Consider the following 21,380-nt stretch of genomic DNA (forward strand, 5'->3'; position numbering starts at 1 on the left):
CTATTGTAAAATTTAATGGAGTCATATATTTCTCATCCTATCTAGTTTTTATTTTCAAACTAATTATATTTGTTAAGGAGGGGTATATGGCTCATTTTTTATTACTTTTTTAAATTTACACACAATCTTAGACTTAACCCAATGGGTTAAAAACTTTTTATCTTATGATTAAATTTATTATATCTGTTTCTTATTTAAAAGTAAGATAATAACTGTTCTTGTTTTGTCATCAAAACTTAAAAGTGGTGATTATAATAATCATTACAAATGTTACTCGGTTTTTTACAAACTAATTTATTTCTCAACGATAATTTTAAATTAGATAATGTTTATTCCATACTATCTTTCTTTTTGTTTAAATCCCAAAAAACTTTATTTAATTCAAATTAAATAATAATTAATCAGATATTAGATATAATTAATTACATAATTATAAGTTTTAAAAAATACTTTACAATAAAGGTAGGAAATAAAAATGAACAACTTTACCATTAATGAAATTGTAGAAAACTTTAATTTAAAAGTTCTACACGAAAATTCTAAAGAGCCTATCACTAAAAGAGTTATTTCTAGTATTGGAACTAACCGTGGTGGACTTGAACTAACAGGGTTTAAAACTAAACAAGTATCACGTAGCCGCAGAATTATTTTACTAAGTAGTAAAGAAAGTGAATATATCGCCTCTTTAGAAAAAACTGATTATAATAATCATTTTAAAAATATTTTAGAAGATCATATTCCAGGAATTTTTGTTACCCCTAATTTTAAATATATTAAAGAATTATGTGCTTTTGCCCAAGAAATCAATTCCACAGTCCCTATCATTGCTGTTCCATTTTTTACTTCAGAATTTGCTGCTACTGTTTCTATTTACATTGTTGAACGTTTAGCTGAAATAAAACGTGTTCATGGTACATTAGTTAATATTTTTGGTTATGGTGTTTTAATTATGGGAGAAAGTGGAATTGGTAAATCAGAAACTACTTTAGAATTAATTCGTAATGGTCATCTCTTTATTGGTGATGATAGCATCGATATTTTAAAGATTAATAACAAGTTAGTAGGCAAAGTTAACCCTCCTGTCAAAAATTTGATTGAAATTCGGGGAATTGGCATCCTAGATGTTACCAAAATGTATGGATATCATGTTATAATGCATGAGAGCCAAATTAATTTGATTATTAGTTTAAATCGAATTGAAAGTGAAGGCTGAAGTAAAATTGACCGTCTTGGTGACCAAAATGATTTTGAGACATATTTTGAAATTAAAATCCCTAAAACAATCATTCCTGTTAGCCCAGGAAGAAATCTAGCTGATTTAATTGAATCAGCCGTTATTAGTTTAAAATTAAAAAACGAAGGACAAGACGCTACAAGTCAATTTCAAGCAGGTATTATTAGTGACTTAACAAAAAAATAAATAATTTATTCATTAAATTATCAAAAAGGAAATATTATGTTTAATTTTTTAGGATACAATGATGCGATTGACGATATCCCAGGAACTGGTATTCACATTTATTCAATCTTAGTAGCAATCGGATTTATTGTTGCTATTGTTGCTTCATGAATTAAATTATATCGTCGTAATATTCCTACTAAAACCTTAGAGTGAGGTTGTCTAGTAATAGCATTATCTGGAATTATTGGTGCACGATTATGATTTGTTGTAAGCGATACTAAGGATATGGATACTATCCTTGATGTGATTGCTGTTTGACGTGGTGGTATGGCCATTGAAGGTGGTGTAACAGTTGGTATGGTAGTTGGATTCTTTATCTTCTATCGTGCTTCAAAGCAATTACAAATTTCTATGTGAGTATTTATGGATTGTATTATTCCTAATATTTTATTAGGACAAGCGATTGGACGATGAGGTAACTTCTTTAACCAGGAATTATTGGGTGCTAATATGGGACATCCATTTAGTTCATTACCAACATGAATGAATAATCATTTACATTATTCTGGTGATAAACCTGATCCAGTTAAGGTTTATCGACAACCATTATTCTTGTACGAATCGATAATTTCGTTATTCGGATGAGGATTTTTAACTTTTTTTGTTCCTAAAGCTGGACAAATGTTTAGTAGAAAACCATGAAAACTATTTGCTGGTGAATTTGTTTCACCATTAAAAGCTAACTCTATTACTAAAAAAGATTACGTTTTACCATGAAAAGCTATTAAAAAGTATCATGGTTATCGTCAATTTAAAAAACAAGCATGAAATACTGCTTATTTTGATTTTAATCCAAATTCAAATATTGTGAAAAATTTTGTGAAAAAACCATTAAAAAGTGTTATTATTAACAAGGAATATAAGCGAAATATCAAAGATAAAATCAAACAAAAATTTCAAAAATTTAAATATTACATGCAACCACATGCCAAACCTTTAACCGACGCATTTAATCCTAATCAATATCGCATAACATACACTGGTGTATGCGGAAGTCTATATTTTGCTTTTTATGGTATTATTAGAATGATTTTAGAACCATTACGTGATAGTCGTGATATTATGATGATTGGTAATGTCTCAATATCAATGTTATTATCAGCCATATGGGTTATTTTTGGTGCCACATTAGCAATATGTGCCCAATTTTTTGCTCCATCAAGATTTCGTAAAGGAGAATGATTGTATGAAAGATCATACTAAAGATAAAGTTAAATATGATTATGATTTAATAGTAGTTGGTGGAGGTCCTGCTGGAATGACCGCAGCTATTTACGCGCAAAGAGCTAATTTAAAAACCGCTATTATTGAAAAATATATTGTTGGTGGAAAAATGATTAAAACTTCAGAAATTGAAAATTATCCTGGTTATGATTATATTTTAGGGCCAGATTTATCAGAAAAAATGCAACAACAAGTAGAAAAATTAAAAGTTGAATTCATTTATGATGAAGTAAAAACTATTATTGATAATAAAAATCATACATCTAAAACAGTAGTCATGCTTGGTGGTAATAAAATTACAGCTAAAGCAGTTATCATTGCTACGGGTTCTGTCGAGCGTAAAATTGGTTGTCCTGGTGAAGAAGAATATGCTAATCGTGGTGTATCTTATTGTGCTGTTTGTGATGGTGCATTATTTAAAGGTAAAATCATTACCGTTGTTGGTGGTGGTTATGCTGCTTGCGAAGAAGCATTGTATTTAACAAGATTTACTAAACAAGTTAATTTAATTCATCGTCGAGACCAGTTCCGTGCTGATGAAAAAACCGTTAATAAAATTAAAAATCATCCTAACATTACTTTAATTACAGATTATGTAGTTACAGAAGTAATAGGTGATGATTTAAAGAAAAAAGTTATTAAATTAAAAATTCAAAATGTCAAAACAAAAGTGATAAATGAAGTTGCTACGGATGCGTTATTTCCGTATATTGGTTCAGACCCGGTAACAAGTTTTGTTAAAGAATTGGATATTTGTGATAGTAATGGCTACTTTATTACTAATGATAAATGTCAAACAAAAATCCCTGGATTGTACGCTGCCGGTGATGTAATTGCTAAAAATTTACGACAAATCGTGACTGCAGTCAATGATGGTGCTATTGCTGCACAATATTTAATAAATTTTATTGATAATTTCAATGAATAAAGTGTACAATTTAGGAGGGTAGTAATGGTATCATTTACAACAACAGTTAAAGATGAAATTTGTCAAAAAAATTTTAAGCCTTGTTGTCAAAAATCCTTGCTATCTGCCTATACATTAATTAATGGAAAAATTATAAATCAGCAAGGTATAAATTCTGAGATTATAGTTCATAGTTTCCATAATCGAACAACGAGATTAGTGTATAAGTTTTTCAAAAATCAGTATCCAGATATCAGTTTAAAAATAATAGTAGATATTTTACACAAATTTGAACGCCCAAAGGTGTATAATATTCATATTAATAATAATGTTGATTTTATTATTAATGACCTTATGTTTTTAGAAAAACATCTTTATATTGATAAAGAAAAAAACCAGCAGCATTTAGTAAAAGAGCATTGTACTAGAGCATATATTGCCGGAATCTTTCTTGTAGTTGGTTCAATCAATTCGCCTTCAACTTCTAATTATCACTTAGAATTACAATTTAGTGATGATTTGTTAGCAAAGAAAATTAAAAAGATTTTATTGCAAAACTTTAAATTAACTTTTAAATCAATAAAACGTCGTAATAAAACGGTGCTTTATTTAAAAAAATCTAATGCAATTTCTGACTTTTTAAAAATAATTGATTGTCCACAAGCAGTTTTCGCTTTTGAAGATAAACGTATATCGCGAGAATTATTTAATAATATTAATCGTTTTAATAATATTGACATTTCTAACCAACAAAAATCTTTAAATGCTGCAAATCAACAAGTTGAAATGATTAATTTTTTAAAAGACAAAAAAGTCTTTAGTGAATTATCATTGAAAACGCAAACTATATCAAATTTAAGGGTACAAAATCCAGAAGTATCACTTTTGGAATTATGTGATCTTTATCAAGTAGCAACTGGTTCTGTAATTACTAAATCAGGTGTTAACCATTTAATTCGCGAAATTAAGAAGAAGTATCAAGAGTCATTATAATTTATTATGACCAAAAATTTATTTTAGAGGAAAAAAATATGGGGAAAACCAATACAATTTTACACAAAAACCGTCAAGATGTTTTAAACGCTTTTGGGAAAAGAATGAAAGTTTTACGCAATCAAAAAGGTAAAAAGTTTTCACAAGAAAAACTTGGAGAAGCAAGTGGACTACATCGTAACTACATTTCAGATGCCGAAAGAGGAACAAGAAATGTTTCATTAGTAGCTATTCTAAAAATCATTCAAGGATTAGATTCAACTATTAGTGAATTCTTTGCACAAGGATTTGATAATGTTGATTCATCTGCCTTAATTAGTTTAGGCGATGCTATTATCGTTGAATAGTGAAAATTTATTAATATATGAACACCTATTTATATAATAAAGGTGTTCATTTTTTTTATGTTTAAATGATATTTAAAGAGGGCATGGTTTAGAATACCCTATGCTAGCATATTTAGCCACTATAGATGTATATTATATATAATATAAAAAAGAAAGTTTCATAACATGAGTGTTACTTTCTGTCTAATACACGTAAAGGAGGTAGAAAATTATGAGAAAACTATTATCGTTATTAACAGTACTAACATTGACAACACCAGTTCCATTGAATGTGATAGCTTGTGGTGGAACTAAAACACCACCGGTAGTAGATGACACTGACTATTTAACGTTAAAGCAAACGGCACAAGATAAAATTCAAACTAAGTTTGCTAATTTGATTAATGATAGTTCAAACTTACGAAAGGTTAGTGATGTTACAAATGGTAAAGATATTATAGAATATTTAAAAAGTTTTTCTGAGGATAAAAATATTGATCCAAAAGAGAAAAAGGGTAAAGCAACAATTGATGGATTTTTAGAAGTTTTAAAAACACAAGTTCTTACTATTAGTAATAATTTGGTTAGTAAGTATCCAGAATTGAAACCATTGTTTAATGGGATTAATCCGAATGATATTTTAAAGATAAATACTGATGATTTAGATAAAATCTTAACTTATAGAAATTTTATTTGAAGAGGTAAAGATTTTGGTGTAGCAGGTTTTGATGCAGATAAATATGGTATTACTGCTTGATATCATCTTACTGCTAATTTACAATTAGATTTTACGTGTTTAGGTGAAAATGCCAAAGTAAATACAACTACTATTAATCAATCATATGATATGTATTTTGCTAATGATGGTTCTGATTTAAATCAAGCAGTTGACTTTATTACTAATGATGTTAAGGGAAAATTAGATAAGCAAGGAGTAGTAAAAGTTGAATATACAACTGCTAATCCATTTGATGATAGTTTTGTTAATAAAAAAACAGATATTTTAAATAAAATTAAAACTAATCTAGAAAATATAATTCCTAAACTTACCATTGCTACTACTCAATTAACTAATTTAAAAGATTATCATTATATGAATAGAACTGGAACAAATGATGATAGCTATGATAATATAGATCATAATCCTTTAACAATGATAAAGTTAAAATATCATCTAGATTCAACAGTTGATTTTAATAGTGCATGAAAAACACCAGTTGATAATCGCCTTAATGATTTCCAAACAGTATTAGACAAATGAATTGCTGATAACAAACTAACAACAATTACTAATCCAGATAAAATATTTGTCATTGGTAACTATAAAACTACTAATTGGTCGATTGATGGTTTAGAACTAAAAACGATATCTATTCCTTATTATGTGAGTGGTGATAAGACAAGGATTGAGGATACTCAGGACAGTTTAGATATTGTTGATAAATTATTTGTTGGTGCTAATCCGTTGTTTATTTATCCTAAAAATATTTCAGAACTTAACTCTGGACATCCCTCTACAGATCATAATTTTTTTAACTTTAATATTCCGCCAACTGACTTTGATAATTTTGTTAAAGATGATGTTAGTTTACAAGAAATTTATGAATATATAACAAATAAAACAACTGCGTTTTTAGCAAAACAAAGTATTATTGGAAATATCGCTTGAGTTAATTCCAATCTTTCAAATTCAACACAAAAAAAACATTAGCAATAGTTCATACTTAATAATTACAAAGAAACAGATATATTTAGAAAGAATAGCATATATATGAAGATTAATATCAATGGTAATGCTTTTGGTTTTAGTTTTAATTCATCCAATAATTCTGGATGCGCATTTTCTATTACTAGTTCTGCCGATGCCAAGTGACCTTCTTAATTAAATAGTTAACAATGTTAAATAATAGTGTCATGATTTGATAATCATGACATTTTACTTTTCTTAACTTATATTTTAAATAAGGTAGAATGTTAACACAAAAACTTATCAATAAGAATTCCAATTATATCATTACTAATGATACAATAATAACTATAATTAACTTATTAATTGATAACATTTAAATAAAAAATAGGAGTTACCATGGATAAAACAACAAACAATAACATTATTGAAGAATTAAAATGACGTAATATTTTAAAAGATATTAGTAATATTGATAAAGTAATTAACGCAGGTAAATTAGGCAAAGGAATCTATTGTGGATTCGATCCAACCAATGATTCACTACACCTAGGAAATTTATTACAAATTATTTTACTTCACCGTTTTGCTACTTTTGGTTTTCAACCAATTGCCGTAATTGGTGGTACAACTGCTATGATTGGGGACCCTAGTGGTAAAAGCAAAGAACGTACTTTATTGAGCGAAAAAGTTTTACAATATAATGTTAAACAAATTAAAACGCAATTGACATCATTACTAAACTATGAAAGCATTGAAAAGTTATCAAGTTTAGAACTAATTAAAAATTATCAACTATTAGATGATAAAGAATATGAAATATTAGAAATGGTTATCAAGAGTATTAACCCAAACAACCAATATCATGGTACATTAGTTGCTATCTTAAAAAATTTGCCATTACCATGAGAAGAATTAAATTTGCCATTGCCATTAATGAAAAAAATGTATGAAGTTTGTAATTTAGATTCAAAATGATTATTAATCAAAAATAATTTACCTAATGCTTCATTTAAAGAATTATTAAATTATTGTGATAGCTTTGTTCAAACTTGAATTGCTTTTTCAAGATTACCAATGGGAGAAGTTAATAAAAATATTAAACCATTGAAAATTGTTAATAATCAAACATGACTAGCACCATTAACTATTACTACTTACTTACGTGATATTGGTAAACATTTTACTATTAATCAAATGTTAAATAAAGAAATGGTTGCTAATCGTTTAGAAATTGGAATTTCTTATACTGAATTTTCATATATGGTTTTACAAGCTTATGATTTTTATAATTTATATACACAAGAAGAATGTTATGTCCAATCAGGTGGTAGTGACCAATGAGGTAATATTACTTCTGGATTAGAGTTAATTAGGAAACAAAAAGGCGATGACCATAATGCTGCTGGCATTACTATTAACTTACTAACTAAATCTAATGGTGAAAAATTTGGCAAAAGTGAAAAAGGTGCTATTTTCTTAGATAAAAACAAAACTTCTGCTTACGAACTATATCAATTTTTATTTAATCAAGAAGATAAAGATTTAGCAAGTTTCTTTAATTCATTAACATTATTTAATCAGCAACAAATAACGAGCATTTTAGAAATTCATAAAAGTGATATCAAACAACATTACGGTCAAAAAATTTTAGCAAGTTTATTAACAGTATTTATTCATAAATTAACAGGTTACTTTAGTGCTATTAATATTACTAATGCTTTATTTCATGATCGCATTCATCAAATGAAAGCTGTTGATATTTTACGAGTGTTAAAAGATGTTCCACATTTTGATTTAGCACGAGATGAAACTATCATTGATGTGCTAGTTAATAATCAAATTTGTGCTTCTAAACGAATCGCAAGGGAATTAATTGGTCAAAATTCGATTATGATTAATGGTCAAAAAGTTAGTGATATTAATTTTATGGTTAGTAAAAATAATGCTATTAATAAACGGTTAACTGTTATTAAAAAAGGAAAACGTCATTATTTTGTAGTTGTGCATCAATAGAAGGATTTAACTATGATTTTTGTTAATATATCACCGTTATTTTGAGATTTAATTGTTGTAGGAATACTAGTATTTGGCTTGGTTACTGGACTTTTTATTGGTGGTCGTGCATTAGTTTTTATTAGTTGTGGTAATTTATTAGCTATTGGATTGATGTTAGTATTTAAATCTTTACTACTAGGGTATTTTAAAGTATGAATACTGCCGTTATTTAATAATTTAGATGCTAACTTTACCCCCTTTCGTAACTTATTAGTTGATAATATAGGATTTATCGTTTATGTTATAGTTTGAATTACAGGTGTTAATTTTTTATTTTGAGCAATATATTTGCTTTTGCGTCTTACAATATTAAAGAAATATAAGATTAAGCATAAAGGTATTAATGCTACATTTGGGGCAATTATTAACTTAGCACGCATGAGCGTAGTGGGAGCATTATTAATTGTTATGATGTCAACTTCTATTTTTGGTAATAAAACTGTTGGCTTTGGAATAAATAAAAATGAAATTCCTGAAAATTCATTTATGTATAAATTTTTTGGTGGTATTGATAATAATATTCCCTTTTTCAATTTGTTAAGTAGTGATATTAATACTATGATTGCTGGTTATCAAAATAATAGCGTGATAAAAGCCGCAGGTGATGGTTTAATTGCTGCTACTAACTATGGTGCAATTACTAATTTACGAATGGTTATAGTGCTAAAAACTGATGAAAACTTTACTATTGATAAAGCCCTAGAAGATATTAAAGCAGGTGGTCAAATTGATTTTAATAAGCAAATCATTGCTAATACTTTAAGTGAACATTTAATTAATAGCTTTTTGGATATTCAGTTTATGACACCCTTATTATTGGCATTTCAACACACTATTAACCTCTATCCAGAAACCTCGCAAGCACTTGTTAATGATTTAAAAGATGTTCCAAAAATTGCTACTACTGCTAAATATAAGTTGCATTATAATGAATTAAAACCGTTTCTTATTAATTTTATTAGTGCTATTAACAATTCAGATGCTAAATCTAAGGTAGTTCTTGCATTAGAACAAAGAATTAGAATGCGGGCTTAGTAAAGCTGATGAAATTATCAAAAAGCGTTTAAATAAAGTTAAAGAAGGGTTTAAAGTGTAGTACCAATATGATTATATTGTTTGTTAATGATAATTTAGCAGTAGTGTTGGAAATCTTTGAAAAATTATTAAAAAAAATATTTATTTCTCATAATATTAATGTTATTATTCATATATCTTAATATAAGTTGTGAAAACCCCTGAAAATTTTATAATTTTCTTAAGGGGTTTTTATTTTATTAGGAGAAAAAACATATTTTAATTTTAAAAGTAAATGGTTTTTATTTTGAAAGGAGAAGAAAAGAAGAAAAAATTAGATAGTCTGTTAAGAAAAGCAATTGAATCAGGTGAAAAAGACAAAATTAAAGAGATAATAGATGCAGGTGCTGATGTTAATTATAAAAATGAAGATGGTATTACTCCTTTAATTTATACTTTTAGCCCACAAGTAAGTAATTTAACAAACATGATTAAATTATTAAAAGAATATGGTGCTGATATAAATGATGCTTTATATATTGCTGCTAAAAATGGTGATGAAGTAGCAGTTAACTTCTTAATAAATCATGTAATAATTTATATTGATAAAGAAGCTGTTTTAGTAAAAGCTGTTCAAGAGGGAAATCAAGTAGCAGTTGAAGTATTAAAAAAATATGGTGCTGATATAAATGTTGCTTTACGTTATGCTGTTCAAGACGAAAAAATAGAAGCAGTTAAATTCTTAATAGAAGAATATGCTGATGAAATAAAAGCTTATTTAATTGCTGATGCTCTTGAAAAAGGAAAATCAGACATATTGGGAATTTTTATGAATGCAAAACCTGAGTTTAAAAAAACTTTAATTGCTGCTCTTACTAGTAGTGAACAAAAAGAAAATGAAAATAAAAAAGTTGCTTCATCAGTTACTACTGTTAAAGATGATACACTTAAATCTAATCTAGATTTTCAGGAAATAAATAGCTCATCACTACCTGAAACTACAAAAACCCAATTCTCACGCCCCACTTTATAAACAAACCCAAAATTTAATTAAAATAAAAAATTAACTGCGACCGTATGATTCAACAACTAATGCTTCATTAATATCAGTATTTAGTTCTTCACGTAATGGATGACGCACATATGTTCCAACAAATGATTTTTTGTTAAATTCAACAAAAGGCAATGTTGATGCATTTGTAGCAATAGCTTCAAGAATTTTTGCATTCTTTTGCGCTTTTTCCGTTAGGGTAACTTTATCACCAAGTTTAACACGATATGAAGCAATATTTACTTTTTTACCGTTAACTAAAACATGGCCATGGTTTACTAATTGACGAGCACCGTTTCTTGTTAAAGATAGTCCTAAACGATAAACAATATTATCTAATCTTGATTCTAAGAAAATTAACAAGTTAGTTCCAGTAACACCATGTGTATTTTTTGACTCATCAAATAAGTTTTTCATTTGACGTGCGTTTAAACCATAAGTGAAACGAATTTTTTGTTTTTCTTGTAATTGTAAACCAAAGTTAGAAAGTTTGATTCTTTTTTGCCCATGTTGACCAGGAGCGAAAGTACGTTTCTTACCTTTAGCAAATTCTTTGCCAGTTTCAAGAATTGAGAAGTTTAATCTTCTTGATTTTCTGAACACTGGACCTGTATATCTTGACATAATAAGTCCTCCTTGAGATTGTATACAAACACAAAGAGACTTTAATAAGTTCTTATTAAGACAGTTTACAGTTCGCCAGAACAGCACTGGTTACTATTGAAATTAGTAGAACTTTAGAGTTTTGCTAATAAAAAGAATAATCTTTGGGTAAACTATTTGCAACTTAATAATACTTATTTGCTGCTTTTGTGAATGCCTGTTAATTATAAGGTAAGTAGGTGTTTTTGTCAATAGGTGTAAATTAGATGTATTCCGTAACTAATTTGCTGTGTTGTTATCATTTAGATAACAGAAAACGATATGAACTATCTCTGTAATTAAAATTATGAATATTTTCTATAAAATTCATATTTAATATGTTAATATTACTATTTTATGAAAGTTGGGTGCTATATTTATGAGAAAGCAAAAAAAGATCAACATTACAGCTTGAGGTTTTATCATGTCAGTATTAGGCGCTGCCGTTGGTTTAGGTGGAATTTGAGGATTTCCTACGCAAATGAATAAACACGGTGGGATGTTTTTAATCCCATTTTTCATTGCCTTGATAGTTTGTGCCTTACCAATTTTATTAATTGAAATTAATTTAGGTAATAAATATCAAAAAAATCATGTTGATATTTTCACTGACTTAGCTAAAGTTCCAGGCACATTCTTTGACTTTTTACAAACAGCAGTTGTGTGATTAATGAGTGTTTTTTATAGTGTCTTAGTTGCTTGGTCACTATTGGCATTAGTTATGGCTTTTTTACCAGGTTTAAATCAAAACGGTTTTTTCTTAGATAAACTAATTGAACAAACTAATAGCAATCCTCAAAACTTCAGTCAACTAGGAAATATTAGCCCTTGAGTTTTAATCAGTTTAATTGTTGTGTGAATACTAACAGGAATCATTTTATTAGGCGGAGTAGTAAAAGGAATTGATTTAGCTAATAAGATTTTTATTCCTGGACTGTTTGTAATGATTGTCTTAATGATGATTTATGTTTTAACATTACCTGGTGCTACTAATGGTTTGCAAACAATGTTTGCTTTTCATGGTAAGTCATTATTAACAAGTAGTATCTGAACTGATGCCTTTGGTCAAGCATTCTTTATGCTTTCCACTTGTACTGGAGCAATTATTATCTTTTCTAGTTGTGCTCCAGTTGGTAAAAGTAATACTAATAAAGGATTAATTATTATGTTTGGGACAATAGTGGTAGCATTACTAACAGCTTGTACTGTATTTGGCGCGCTTGGAGTTATTGCTCATCAGGCAGGTAAATCGATTGATGAAGTATTTGTGCCTGGTCCAACTTTAATCTTTCAAGTATTTCCTCAAATTTTTGCTATCATTACCCAACAAACAGGCTTATCGTTTTTGAGCCATATGTTAGCAGTATTCTTTTTCTTATCAGTGTTCTTTGTGGTATATCTTCGTTAATTACCATGGCCGAAGCTGTCGTTAATCCATTAATTAGTAGATATCAAATTAAACGTTATCAAGCATTATTATTAACAATAATTAGTGGGTTTGCAATGGGAATTATTTTCTGTTTTAATAACAGTGGTTCGTTAATTGATGGTTTAGCCACTTGAGTTGCTGGAATTTGACAAATGATAATCGGTATCTTTGAATTAATTGGTACCATTCTAATTTGAAAATGTTATGATGACCTTGCTGAATTTAATAACAAGTATTCTGCTATAAAGTGACATAAATGATTTAAGTACTTATGTTTAATTGTCATTCCATTAATTATTTTAATTAATTTAATTTTTGCTTTTTATAAGTTGTTTAATGATATTAGTACGAATCCATTTGTCTTTTTAACCATTGGTGTAACAATGGGAGCAGTTAGTGTTTTATTATTTACTTTCATTTTTACTTATTACAATAATATTAAAAAAACTATTGTCAAACTTAATAATAAAATCTTGAAAGGAAAAGATAACTTAGAAAATAGCAATCTCATTGAAAATAATTAACTTTAATAATCAGTCTTTGTCTTAGAAAGACTGATTATTTTATTATTTGAATTGTAAATCTAAAAAAATAAAAAAAGGGTCATGTAAATTCTTTATTGTAATTTCAAGTGCGAAAATTTAATAGGTATTATTTTAACCTTAGATTGAGACATTATCATAAGATAATGACAAAATTTTAAAAAATATTGATAATAGTTATTGCAATCATTATTGAACAAATATATAATATCTCTGTTGTCTCTTTTCGGGGCTATAGCTCAGCAGGTCAGAGCGCACGCTTGATAAGCGTGAGGTCGATGGTTCAAGTCCATTTAGCCCCACCATTAATTTAAAAAAACTTTATTAAATAAACATAACTGTTTGTTTTTTTTATAATCAAACTTAATTTTAGATAAGAAAATATGATATAAAAGATACCACCTGAACTATATAAAATTTTGAAGACCGATTCATAAATTTGTTAATTCTACAACATCGTGTAAAATAATATAGATATTGTGAAAAAACTTATTACAAATAGTTTTGTTATATCTGAGTTAAAACATATTATTTTGAATATTGCAGACTACATTTAAGTTCAAGTAACATTGAGGAGGAATAAGATGGAAGAAAAAAATCAAGTAGTTGATACTGATAATCAACCAGTATCAACTAATATAATGTCACCAACTCCTGATACTAAAAATTCATCTGGTGCCAAAAATTCACCTATTAAAAACTTTTTTAGTCGTTATAACCGCAATGTAATAGTTAATCCTGAAGATGCTGAATATGCTATTTTAATTCGGGATTTTAGTAAAATCTTTAAAAAATTTAAAGCTGTTGACAATACTACTATTAAAGTTAAAAAAGGCACTATTCACGGTTTTATTGGCCCCAATGGTTCAGGTAAGACTACTACTATTAAGTGTTTAGTTAGCGCCATGGTGGAAACAAAAGGTGACTTAATTGTTCATGGTAAACGTTCATGAACAGTTGAAGCTAAAAAACAAATCGGATATATTCCCGAAGCTGCCAGATTTCCCAAACGAATTACTACTTATGACTATTTAGTATCAATGGGTCAAATTAGTGGTTTAACTTATAAAATGGCCAAAACAAAAACAGAAGAAATCTTAAAGGGATTAGATTTATGAAAATTTAAAAAACGTAATCCTAATGCTTATTCTTTAGGAATGAAGAAAAAGATATTATTAGCACAATCATTGCTTAATAATCCTGATGTTCTAATTTTAGATGAACCTGCTGCTAACTTAGACCCAACAGCCAGAACAGAATTATTTAATGATTTAAAAAAATTACGTGACCAAGGAAAAACTGTTTTTATTTCCTCTCATATTTTATCTGAATTGCAACATCTAACTGATGAAGTTACTGTTTTAAACTATAGTAAGGTTGTTTATAGTGGTACTGTTAACAAGAGTGACAGCATGTATGAAATAAGCACTACTAATAGTAATGATAAGTTAATGAAAATATTATTAGATAATAAATTTCACACTGAAGTTCATGAACAACGTTTATTAGTAAATATTAAAACCGAAGTTGAAGTTGCTAAAGTCTTAGAACTTGCTTTTCATGCTCATATTATTATTACTGATTTAAAACCATATACCGTTGATTTGCAAACAATGTATGAACGCATTGTTATGGAAGCTAAGCAAGGTAGCCAGAAAGGAGATAAGTAGAGATGCCAATATTTCGTTATACGTTTAAAAAAATGTTATTAACGCCATCGACTTGAATTATTCTTGTGATGACTGTTGCTTTTTTAGCACTTTTTAATTCATTACCATTGACATCACTTGGTAGTGATGTTATTAGTTCTTTTTCAGCTGAAGGAGTGTTAATTTTTTATTTACCTATTTGAAAGATGTCAGTATTTCAAATATTTTTAGGTTTAATATTGTTTATCTTTATTGCTGTTAAAGCAACGCAAGTATTTCGTGATGAAATTGATGATGGAACATTATTAATTTTAGTTTCAAAACCAGTTAGTAGAACTAAAATTTGAACAGAAAAATTATTATCTTTACAAACTATGATACTTTTATTTATATTTTTATCAATTTTCATTTCTGGTATTTTTATTGCCATTCCTGGCATTGGTTCAGGAGCTATTTATAGTAAAATGTTTCCTTATATGTGAATTTTATTTGGTGTAGGCATTATTTTTGATTTAATTGTTTCATCAATTGCTATTTTATTATCATTAGTAATGAATGCCAAAGCTATTATTGCTATTATGATTGGTTTTGCAGCATTATTGCAAATATTATCATCTTTAATTATGAACCAAATAGCTGCACCAACTAATGAATATATGCAAGCCTCACAAGCTGCTGCTGTTTATAGCACTGCTAAAAGTAAACTTAATGCTTCAGATTTAACATGGTTAGATAGTTATATTGCTGATGGTACTACTAATACTAAAAAACTAATTACTGATGATCTTACAGCAATTTATACTGAATATATCAATGGTGTAAATTATCCTACTGATTATAATTATAAGTTAGAACAAGAATTTGTTACTAAAATCGCTAAAGGTGAAATACCACCAACAGGGAGTATTAATCTTGATTTAACTAAACATATTCTTGCTGTTGCTAACGTTTTTCGCCAATGAAACCAACAAAGTTTTAATCAATTATTAACTGGTGAACGTGTAGGGCCCCTTCCTACTGGTGGTTCTTCTAATGCTGGGCAAAATAAAGTTGATTACTCAGTTAAAGATATGATTGATGGTCTTACTGAAACAATTACGCAAAAAGAATATGAAGTTTCTAATAGTCAATTGTTAAAAACTAAAGTACTACGTTACTTAAACATTTTTTATCATTTAGGATACATTTGAGATGGTATCTCAACACCAGATGGTGGACGTTTTATTGATTCTGGAAAATATACTAGCAATTATGACCCTTACTTATTTAGTTGAAAGAAAAATGCAAATGGCGAATATCAAGTAGATACAAGTAAGAAAGCTGATAGTAAAATTATTAGTTTCACTGCTGATTTAACTGTTTACCTTATTATTGGATTAATCTTGTTTGCTTCATCATGATTTGTTTTTAACCGTAAAGACTTTGCATAAATTACCAATAATTATCATTTAATATTTAAAACCAACAGCAGAAACTGTTGGTTTTTTACTTTATCTATATTCTAATTTTTCTTAATGAAATCATGTATTATTAATAATAATATAGTTTATTTATGAGGGTGAAAAAATGAAACATATTGGATTTAAAATTAGTAATAAATCACAACCTCATAAAGTTAGCAGTTTCTTTGCTACTAAAAAATGATATTTATTAGCATTGATGGTTATTATCCCTGCTGTTTTACAACAAATATTATCAGCATCTATGAACTTATTAGATAATATTATGGTTGGTAATTTAAGTGATAGGTTTATTCCAGATTTAAACCCCATGAATGCTCATATTAAAACTATTTTTACTGATTTAGGGTTATGAGAAAAGAAAGATTGATGGGTTAATAATGGTTTAGAACATTTTTTTCAATTACATTATTCAGCAGGTCAAATCGCCGTATCGGGAGTTACAGGTTCTAATCAAATCTTTGTTATTATCTTTGCCATCATGGGTGGTTTTATTAATGCGGTGGGCATCTTTGGTGCCCAGTTTTATGGTGCTGGTCGATATGGTTCTTTACGACAAACAGTACGAATGAAAATTATTTTTGGTTTCTTAGTTGGGACATTAGTTATTATTTTGTCTTATACGATTGGAACTTATTTAATCTCTTATACAACAAGTCCTGCAACAGCTTTGGAGAAGTTTAATGAATTGTGTAATGCTAAAGGTTTAGCTAACAATGACATTGAGCATTTAAAAAATATTCTTGATTATAATAATCCATATGTTACAAATGATATTACTAACTTTATAAATGCTAGGGGTATTGCTAAAGATGATGTGCAATTTACACAAATCATTTTACGTTACTATGAATATCGTTCTGCTCAATTAGCTACTATTCAAGGAGCTAGTTATAATCAGTTAATTGTCTTTTCTTATCCGTTGTTAGGAATTAACTTTGCTTTTGTTTCAGTATTTCGTGAAACCAAGCGTGGTTACATTCCGTTATTGTTAACATTCGTATCAGTAATCATTAACTTTTTATTAAACTTAATTTTAATTAATGGTTTAGGTGCGATTGGTGGAATTGGCGCTAGAGGTTCAGCAGTTGCAACATTAACAGCACGGATTGTGCAACTGGCATTAATTAGTGGCTTTGTGATGTGGAAAAAGTATGAATTTCAACCTAAGATTTTAAAAATGTTTAAAATTAGACGTGATTTATTTAAAAAGATTTTAATTAAAGCATGGCCATTAATGTTGAATGATTTATCATTTGCTATCGCTTCAACGATGATTATTCGTTTAATTTCGCAATGAAGTTTTGACTCATTAAGTGGTTCAGCCATTGCTTCAACAATTAATACTATGTTTTATACACTTTATATTGGATTTGGTATTGCCTCCTCGGTGTTGATTGCTAATCGGTTAGGTGCTAATGATATAGTTGGTGCTAAATATAATGCCAAACATTTAATTCGATTAGGATTTATGGTGTCATTAGGCTTTGCTGGTTTACTAGTACTTTCTTCATTCTTTTTACCACAATTATTATTTAGTGCTACAAATGAAGCTTTACGAATTTCTAGTTGAATGATGCGAATTGATGCTATGGTATTTAGTGCATATACTATTTTATATACTTGTATTTATGCATTTAGAGCTGGAGGATTAGGAATTACAGTTTTATTAGTAGACAGTTGTTTTACTTGAATTTTTACAGTTTTAGCTTTATTTTTACAAGTAAAATATAATCCTTTAGATATTATTTTTATTTATGGAATTATGCGTACTGCTGATGTGGTGAAAATGATATTAGTATGATTTATTTATCATTATGGAAAATGAGCACGGAACTTAGCTGGTAATATGAACAAACCATATCCCGAAACACCACCACCAATTGTTATTGTTACTAGTGAACAAGGAAAATCTAAAGATAAAATGAAGATTGCTAACTTTTAATTTAAAAAAACATTAAGGGGGTTATTAAAATATGAAAAAAATACTAAGTATGTTAGGAACAACTTTTTTAAGCATAATAACTAGTATCAGTATTGTAGCATGTGATAAAGGAGAAAAACCAATTTCACCATCAATAAAAATTGATATTTCAAATAAAATTCCAAGCATTATAAAGTGTTAATAATATTAATAATCAACACCCATAAATTTATTTAACCAATAAAAATTGCTTAAAATTCACTATATATATGTTTTTTTCTATAAAAAACTAGTTTATCACTACTTTTTACAAAAGCAAAGACAATTTCCTTATTTGGGTCATAACCATCTTATAACCTTTTTTATGATAAAATTCATTATATATAGTTGTAGATGTTATGAGGTTTTATTATGGAAAAACAAATTATTGGGCAACAAAATAATACTACTAACATAGACCCAACTACTGAAGTTGTCACAACAGTGGTTAGAAATAATATTAAAGGTTTTATTCGCGGTGGTATTATTATTAGTTCAACATTAATGAGTATTACCTTTATTGTTGGTTGAATATTATGATTAACGGTTTTTAAAAGTAACATTGAAGAGATAATTACTATTGTTAATACAGTAATTACTAAGAAGGGTATTAACTTTGATATTACATTTCAAAATTTAACAATTGCTATTTTAGGTCTTGCAATTGTCACATTAGGAATTACTACTTTTCCCTTCATCTTTTTAAAAAAGAAAAGTATAGTTACATTAATTTTAGGAATTTTAATGCTCGTAATTTCAACATTATTAATTACTGGTGCTGTTTTATTTGGTATTTTTGGTTATTGTGAATTTTACAATTATGTTGTTAATAAAGATAATATCGTTGATATTTTATTTTTTGCTATTCCTATAGGTTTGGAAATGCTTTATTGTGTGGTTTTAGTGATATTTTGTACATTATTAATCTTTACAAGTTTTAGAAATAAGAAAAAGATGTTTGAATTAGAAATTCCCGTTGTTAACAAGGCTAAGGAAAACAAGTCATTAGTTAGTCAAGGCATGTCACTTTTTTCAGAACCAAGTTCGCAACCAATACCATTTGTTGAACCTAAAGCAGAAATGGTAGCTACAGATGCCAATCATATCACTAGCGGTCAAAGTTCACCAAGTACTCCTGTTGGTCAACAAGGGATTAATATTGTTATTACTAATAACTCTTCTTTACCTCAATCTCCCACTCAATCCCCAGTACCAGTTATTCCAATAGTTCCAAATACTCCTGTATTTAATCAACAACCTCCTTCCCAACCATCAGTAGCAGTCCCAAATACTCCTGTATCTAATCAACAATCTTCTCAACCAGTGCTAGCAACAGGTGAAATGGTATGGTCTAGTCAACAAATTGAGGAGGTATGAAATAAAGGTGAAATCATTCCTAATTTTAACCCTTCACTCTATCGTAAAGATTATGCTGGTGCTTTAATGTACAAAAATAGTTTCCTTAATCATGTTCGTTTAAACGATGATATTAAAAGTTTTAACTGAACCATTATTCATCAAAAACCGTTATCATCTGGGGGTACTAATACTATTAGTAATTTAGTACCTTTAAACAATACCAACACTATTAGTAAAGCAAATAATTATCCGAAATGAAAAACAACTGTCACTTATAATGGTAAAGAAAACGTTTTTAAAGAAAAATCTTGAAAAGATAAAAAATAAAACTTGGTTATCATTAGTTAAATTTAATATTTTGTTTTTGAATTTGTGACAAATAATTTTGAAGACATAAAGTTTTTGTTTTGTCAAAAAATTGAATTTAACCTAAAGGCATTCAAGAATAAAATCAAATGATATTGATTGTTAATGATACAGAAAGTAAAATTCAATATCCTCAGGAATAAAAAAACTCTATTGTATTTTTAAAAGTAAAAAGTATAATATAAGTGTAATTAAATATAAGTTGAGTATACTTTTCGAGGTTATAGTACTATCGAAGGGTATTTTTTATTTAATTATTTGGTGTGCATAATTAAAATCGAAATTTTAGTACATAAATGCACATTTTGTTTGAAACTCTAATGTGTGTTCTGAAGGTTTTGTATATATGTTTCCATGTTGATTCAAATTGGTTTGTGTTTACATCATTTTTTGAAAAATAACGATCTTGATGGTTTTAGTTTCATGTTTAGAATAAAAATTTAAAAAAAGAAAGAGATAAAAATGCCTCAAAAAAATAGACCATTAATCATTCATGAGTTATCTGTTGAAAAACAACAAAAAGTTAATGATTATATGAAAAAATTTTTATGAAGTTTCATCATTATCAAGTAAATAGTTACTTAGATTATAAAAAAGTCTTATTATTTATTGAAAATTTTCCACTTGAAGCATTAGAAGAGGGTAGTAAAATAATATACGCAATTTTTAATACTTCTATTAATGATGTTTCTGATGCAGAAAATGATAAAAGTGTTTTCAAAATTTGAAACACGTTGGATAAAATGCGAGAAATAACGATTTTAAATAGAATTTATGATTATTTTAAATCTTCTAGTATTAATGCTAGTAAAGATAAAATTAATAATGTTTTTTGATGGTATAGCAACAGAGTGTCGTGAAATATTTGAAAAAAATATGATGAAATGTTAATAAACAAAAAAGCGGAACTTAGTGATGAATTTGTACCTAATTTAATTCAAAAATATGAAAAAAAATTATTAAATACAGAATTAATAAATAATAATTCAAGTTTTAAAAATCATTTAACAACACAGCAAAGTAATATTCAAACTATGACAAGATACGATAGTTTAAATTTGGTTGATGAAACAACTTTAAATGATACTCTTAATAAGACAAGGTTAAGTCCCGAATCTTGTGTAAATTTATTTTTACAGAGCAATATTTCTCATATCAAATAAATTTAGTTTAATTTATTATACCATACTTAAAAGTTGGTAGGTTAATCTTATCTAAAATTAATTTTAAAATTCTTATAGTTAATAA

At 27.7% G+C, this 21,380-nt stretch carries 18 protein-coding genes and 1 tRNA gene; 18 read left to right on the forward strand and 1 reads right to left on the reverse strand.

What is annotated here, in order from left to right:
* Positions 1–475 precede the first annotated feature (475 nt).
* The 9 genes from hprK to RDJ14_RS00350 all read left to right on the forward strand — a co-directional run bounded on the left by hprK (position 476) and on the right by RDJ14_RS00350 (position 10,704).
* Positions 476–1,420: an HPr(Ser) kinase/phosphatase gene (hprK, locus tag RDJ14_RS00310; protein WP_308149373.1), complete on the forward strand. Its 945-nt coding sequence runs from the start codon at positions 476–478 to the stop codon at positions 1,418–1,420.
* 36 nt (positions 1,421–1,456) lie between these two features.
* A complete protein-coding gene (locus tag RDJ14_RS00315; RefSeq protein ID WP_308149374.1) occupies positions 1,457–2,665 on the forward strand; it encodes a prolipoprotein diacylglyceryl transferase family protein in 1,209 nt (402 codons plus the stop codon).
* Positions 2,649–3,614 (forward strand): thioredoxin-disulfide reductase, encoded by a 966-nt coding sequence (gene trxB, locus RDJ14_RS00320; RefSeq protein ID WP_308149375.1) that lies wholly within the window; start codon positions 2,649–2,651, stop codon positions 3,612–3,614. The genes RDJ14_RS00315 and trxB overlap by 17 nt, the downstream gene beginning before the upstream one ends.
* Positions 3,615–3,638: 24 nt before the next feature.
* Positions 3,639–4,586, forward strand: coding sequence for a DNA-binding protein WhiA (gene whiA, locus RDJ14_RS00325; protein ID WP_308149376.1), 948 nt, complete (start codon positions 3,639–3,641; stop codon positions 4,584–4,586).
* A 38-nt stretch (positions 4,587–4,624) separates the two neighbouring features.
* Positions 4,625–4,933, forward strand: a complete 309-nt coding sequence (locus tag RDJ14_RS00330; protein WP_308149377.1) for a helix-turn-helix transcriptional regulator — start codon at positions 4,625–4,627, stop codon at positions 4,931–4,933.
* 211 nt (positions 4,934–5,144) lie between these two features.
* Positions 5,145–6,623, forward strand: coding sequence for a hypothetical protein (locus RDJ14_RS00335; protein ID WP_308149378.1), 1,479 nt, complete (start codon positions 5,145–5,147; stop codon positions 6,621–6,623).
* A gap of 375 nt (positions 6,624–6,998) precedes the next feature.
* Entirely contained in the window at positions 6,999–8,615 is a 1,617-nt protein-coding gene (gene tyrS / locus RDJ14_RS00340; protein ID WP_308149379.1) for a tyrosine--tRNA ligase, read from the forward strand.
* A 12-nt stretch (positions 8,616–8,627) separates the two neighbouring features.
* A complete protein-coding gene (locus RDJ14_RS00345) occupies positions 8,628–9,692 on the forward strand; it encodes a hypothetical protein (RefSeq protein WP_308149380.1) in 1,065 nt (354 codons plus the stop codon).
* Positions 9,693–9,978: 286 nt separating this feature from the next.
* Entirely contained in the window at positions 9,979–10,704 is a 726-nt protein-coding gene (locus tag RDJ14_RS00350) for an ankyrin repeat domain-containing protein (RefSeq protein WP_308149381.1), read from the forward strand.
* 30 nt (positions 10,705–10,734) lie between these two features.
* Here RDJ14_RS00350 and rpsD read toward each other — a convergent pair whose 3' ends face one another.
* On the reverse strand, positions 10,735–11,346 hold the full coding sequence (rpsD, locus tag RDJ14_RS00355) for a 30S ribosomal protein S4 (protein ID WP_308149382.1): 612 nt from the start codon (positions 11,344–11,346) through the stop codon (positions 10,735–10,737).
* Between the two features lie 397 nt (positions 11,347–11,743).
* Between rpsD and RDJ14_RS00360 the strand changes: the two genes are divergently transcribed.
* From RDJ14_RS00360 to RDJ14_RS00400, 9 genes are all read left to right on the forward strand, one after another.
* Positions 11,744–12,772: a hypothetical protein gene (locus RDJ14_RS00360; protein WP_308149383.1), complete on the forward strand. Its 1,029-nt coding sequence runs from the start codon at positions 11,744–11,746 to the stop codon at positions 12,770–12,772.
* Between the two features lie 5 nt (positions 12,773–12,777).
* On the forward strand, positions 12,778–13,317 hold the full coding sequence (locus RDJ14_RS00365; protein ID WP_308149384.1) for a hypothetical protein: 540 nt from the start codon (positions 12,778–12,780) through the stop codon (positions 13,315–13,317).
* Positions 13,318–13,563: 246 nt separating this feature from the next.
* A tRNA-Ile gene (locus tag RDJ14_RS00370) sits at positions 13,564–13,640 on the forward strand.
* Between the two features lie 279 nt (positions 13,641–13,919).
* Entirely contained in the window at positions 13,920–15,005 is a 1,086-nt protein-coding gene (locus RDJ14_RS00375; RefSeq protein ID WP_308149385.1) for an ABC transporter ATP-binding protein, read from the forward strand.
* Positions 15,006–15,007: 2 nt separating this feature from the next.
* Positions 15,008–16,414 (forward strand): ABC transporter permease subunit, encoded by a 1,407-nt coding sequence (locus RDJ14_RS00380; RefSeq protein WP_308149386.1) that lies wholly within the window; start codon positions 15,008–15,010, stop codon positions 16,412–16,414.
* A 136-nt stretch (positions 16,415–16,550) separates the two neighbouring features.
* Positions 16,551–18,389, forward strand: coding sequence for an MATE family efflux transporter (locus RDJ14_RS00385; protein ID WP_308149387.1), 1,839 nt, complete (start codon positions 16,551–16,553; stop codon positions 18,387–18,389).
* Between the two features lie 31 nt (positions 18,390–18,420).
* Positions 18,421–18,570 (forward strand): lipoprotein, encoded by a 150-nt coding sequence (locus tag RDJ14_RS00390; protein ID WP_308149388.1) that lies wholly within the window; start codon positions 18,421–18,423, stop codon positions 18,568–18,570.
* Between the two features lie 209 nt (positions 18,571–18,779).
* The gene (locus RDJ14_RS00395) at positions 18,780–20,093 is read left to right on the forward strand and encodes a hypothetical protein (RefSeq protein WP_308149389.1); all 1,314 of its coding nucleotides are present in this window, start codon (positions 18,780–18,782) and stop codon (positions 20,091–20,093) included.
* 587 nt (positions 20,094–20,680) lie between these two features.
* Positions 20,681–21,295: a hypothetical protein gene (locus RDJ14_RS00400; RefSeq protein WP_308149390.1), complete on the forward strand. Its 615-nt coding sequence runs from the start codon at positions 20,681–20,683 to the stop codon at positions 21,293–21,295.
* Positions 21,296–21,380: the final 85 nt, after the last annotated feature.

Source organism: Spiroplasma sp. AdecLV25b (genome assembly GCF_030913225.1).
Classification (GTDB): domain Bacteria; phylum Bacillota_I; class Bacilli_A; order Mycoplasmatales; family VBWQ01; genus Spiroplasma_E.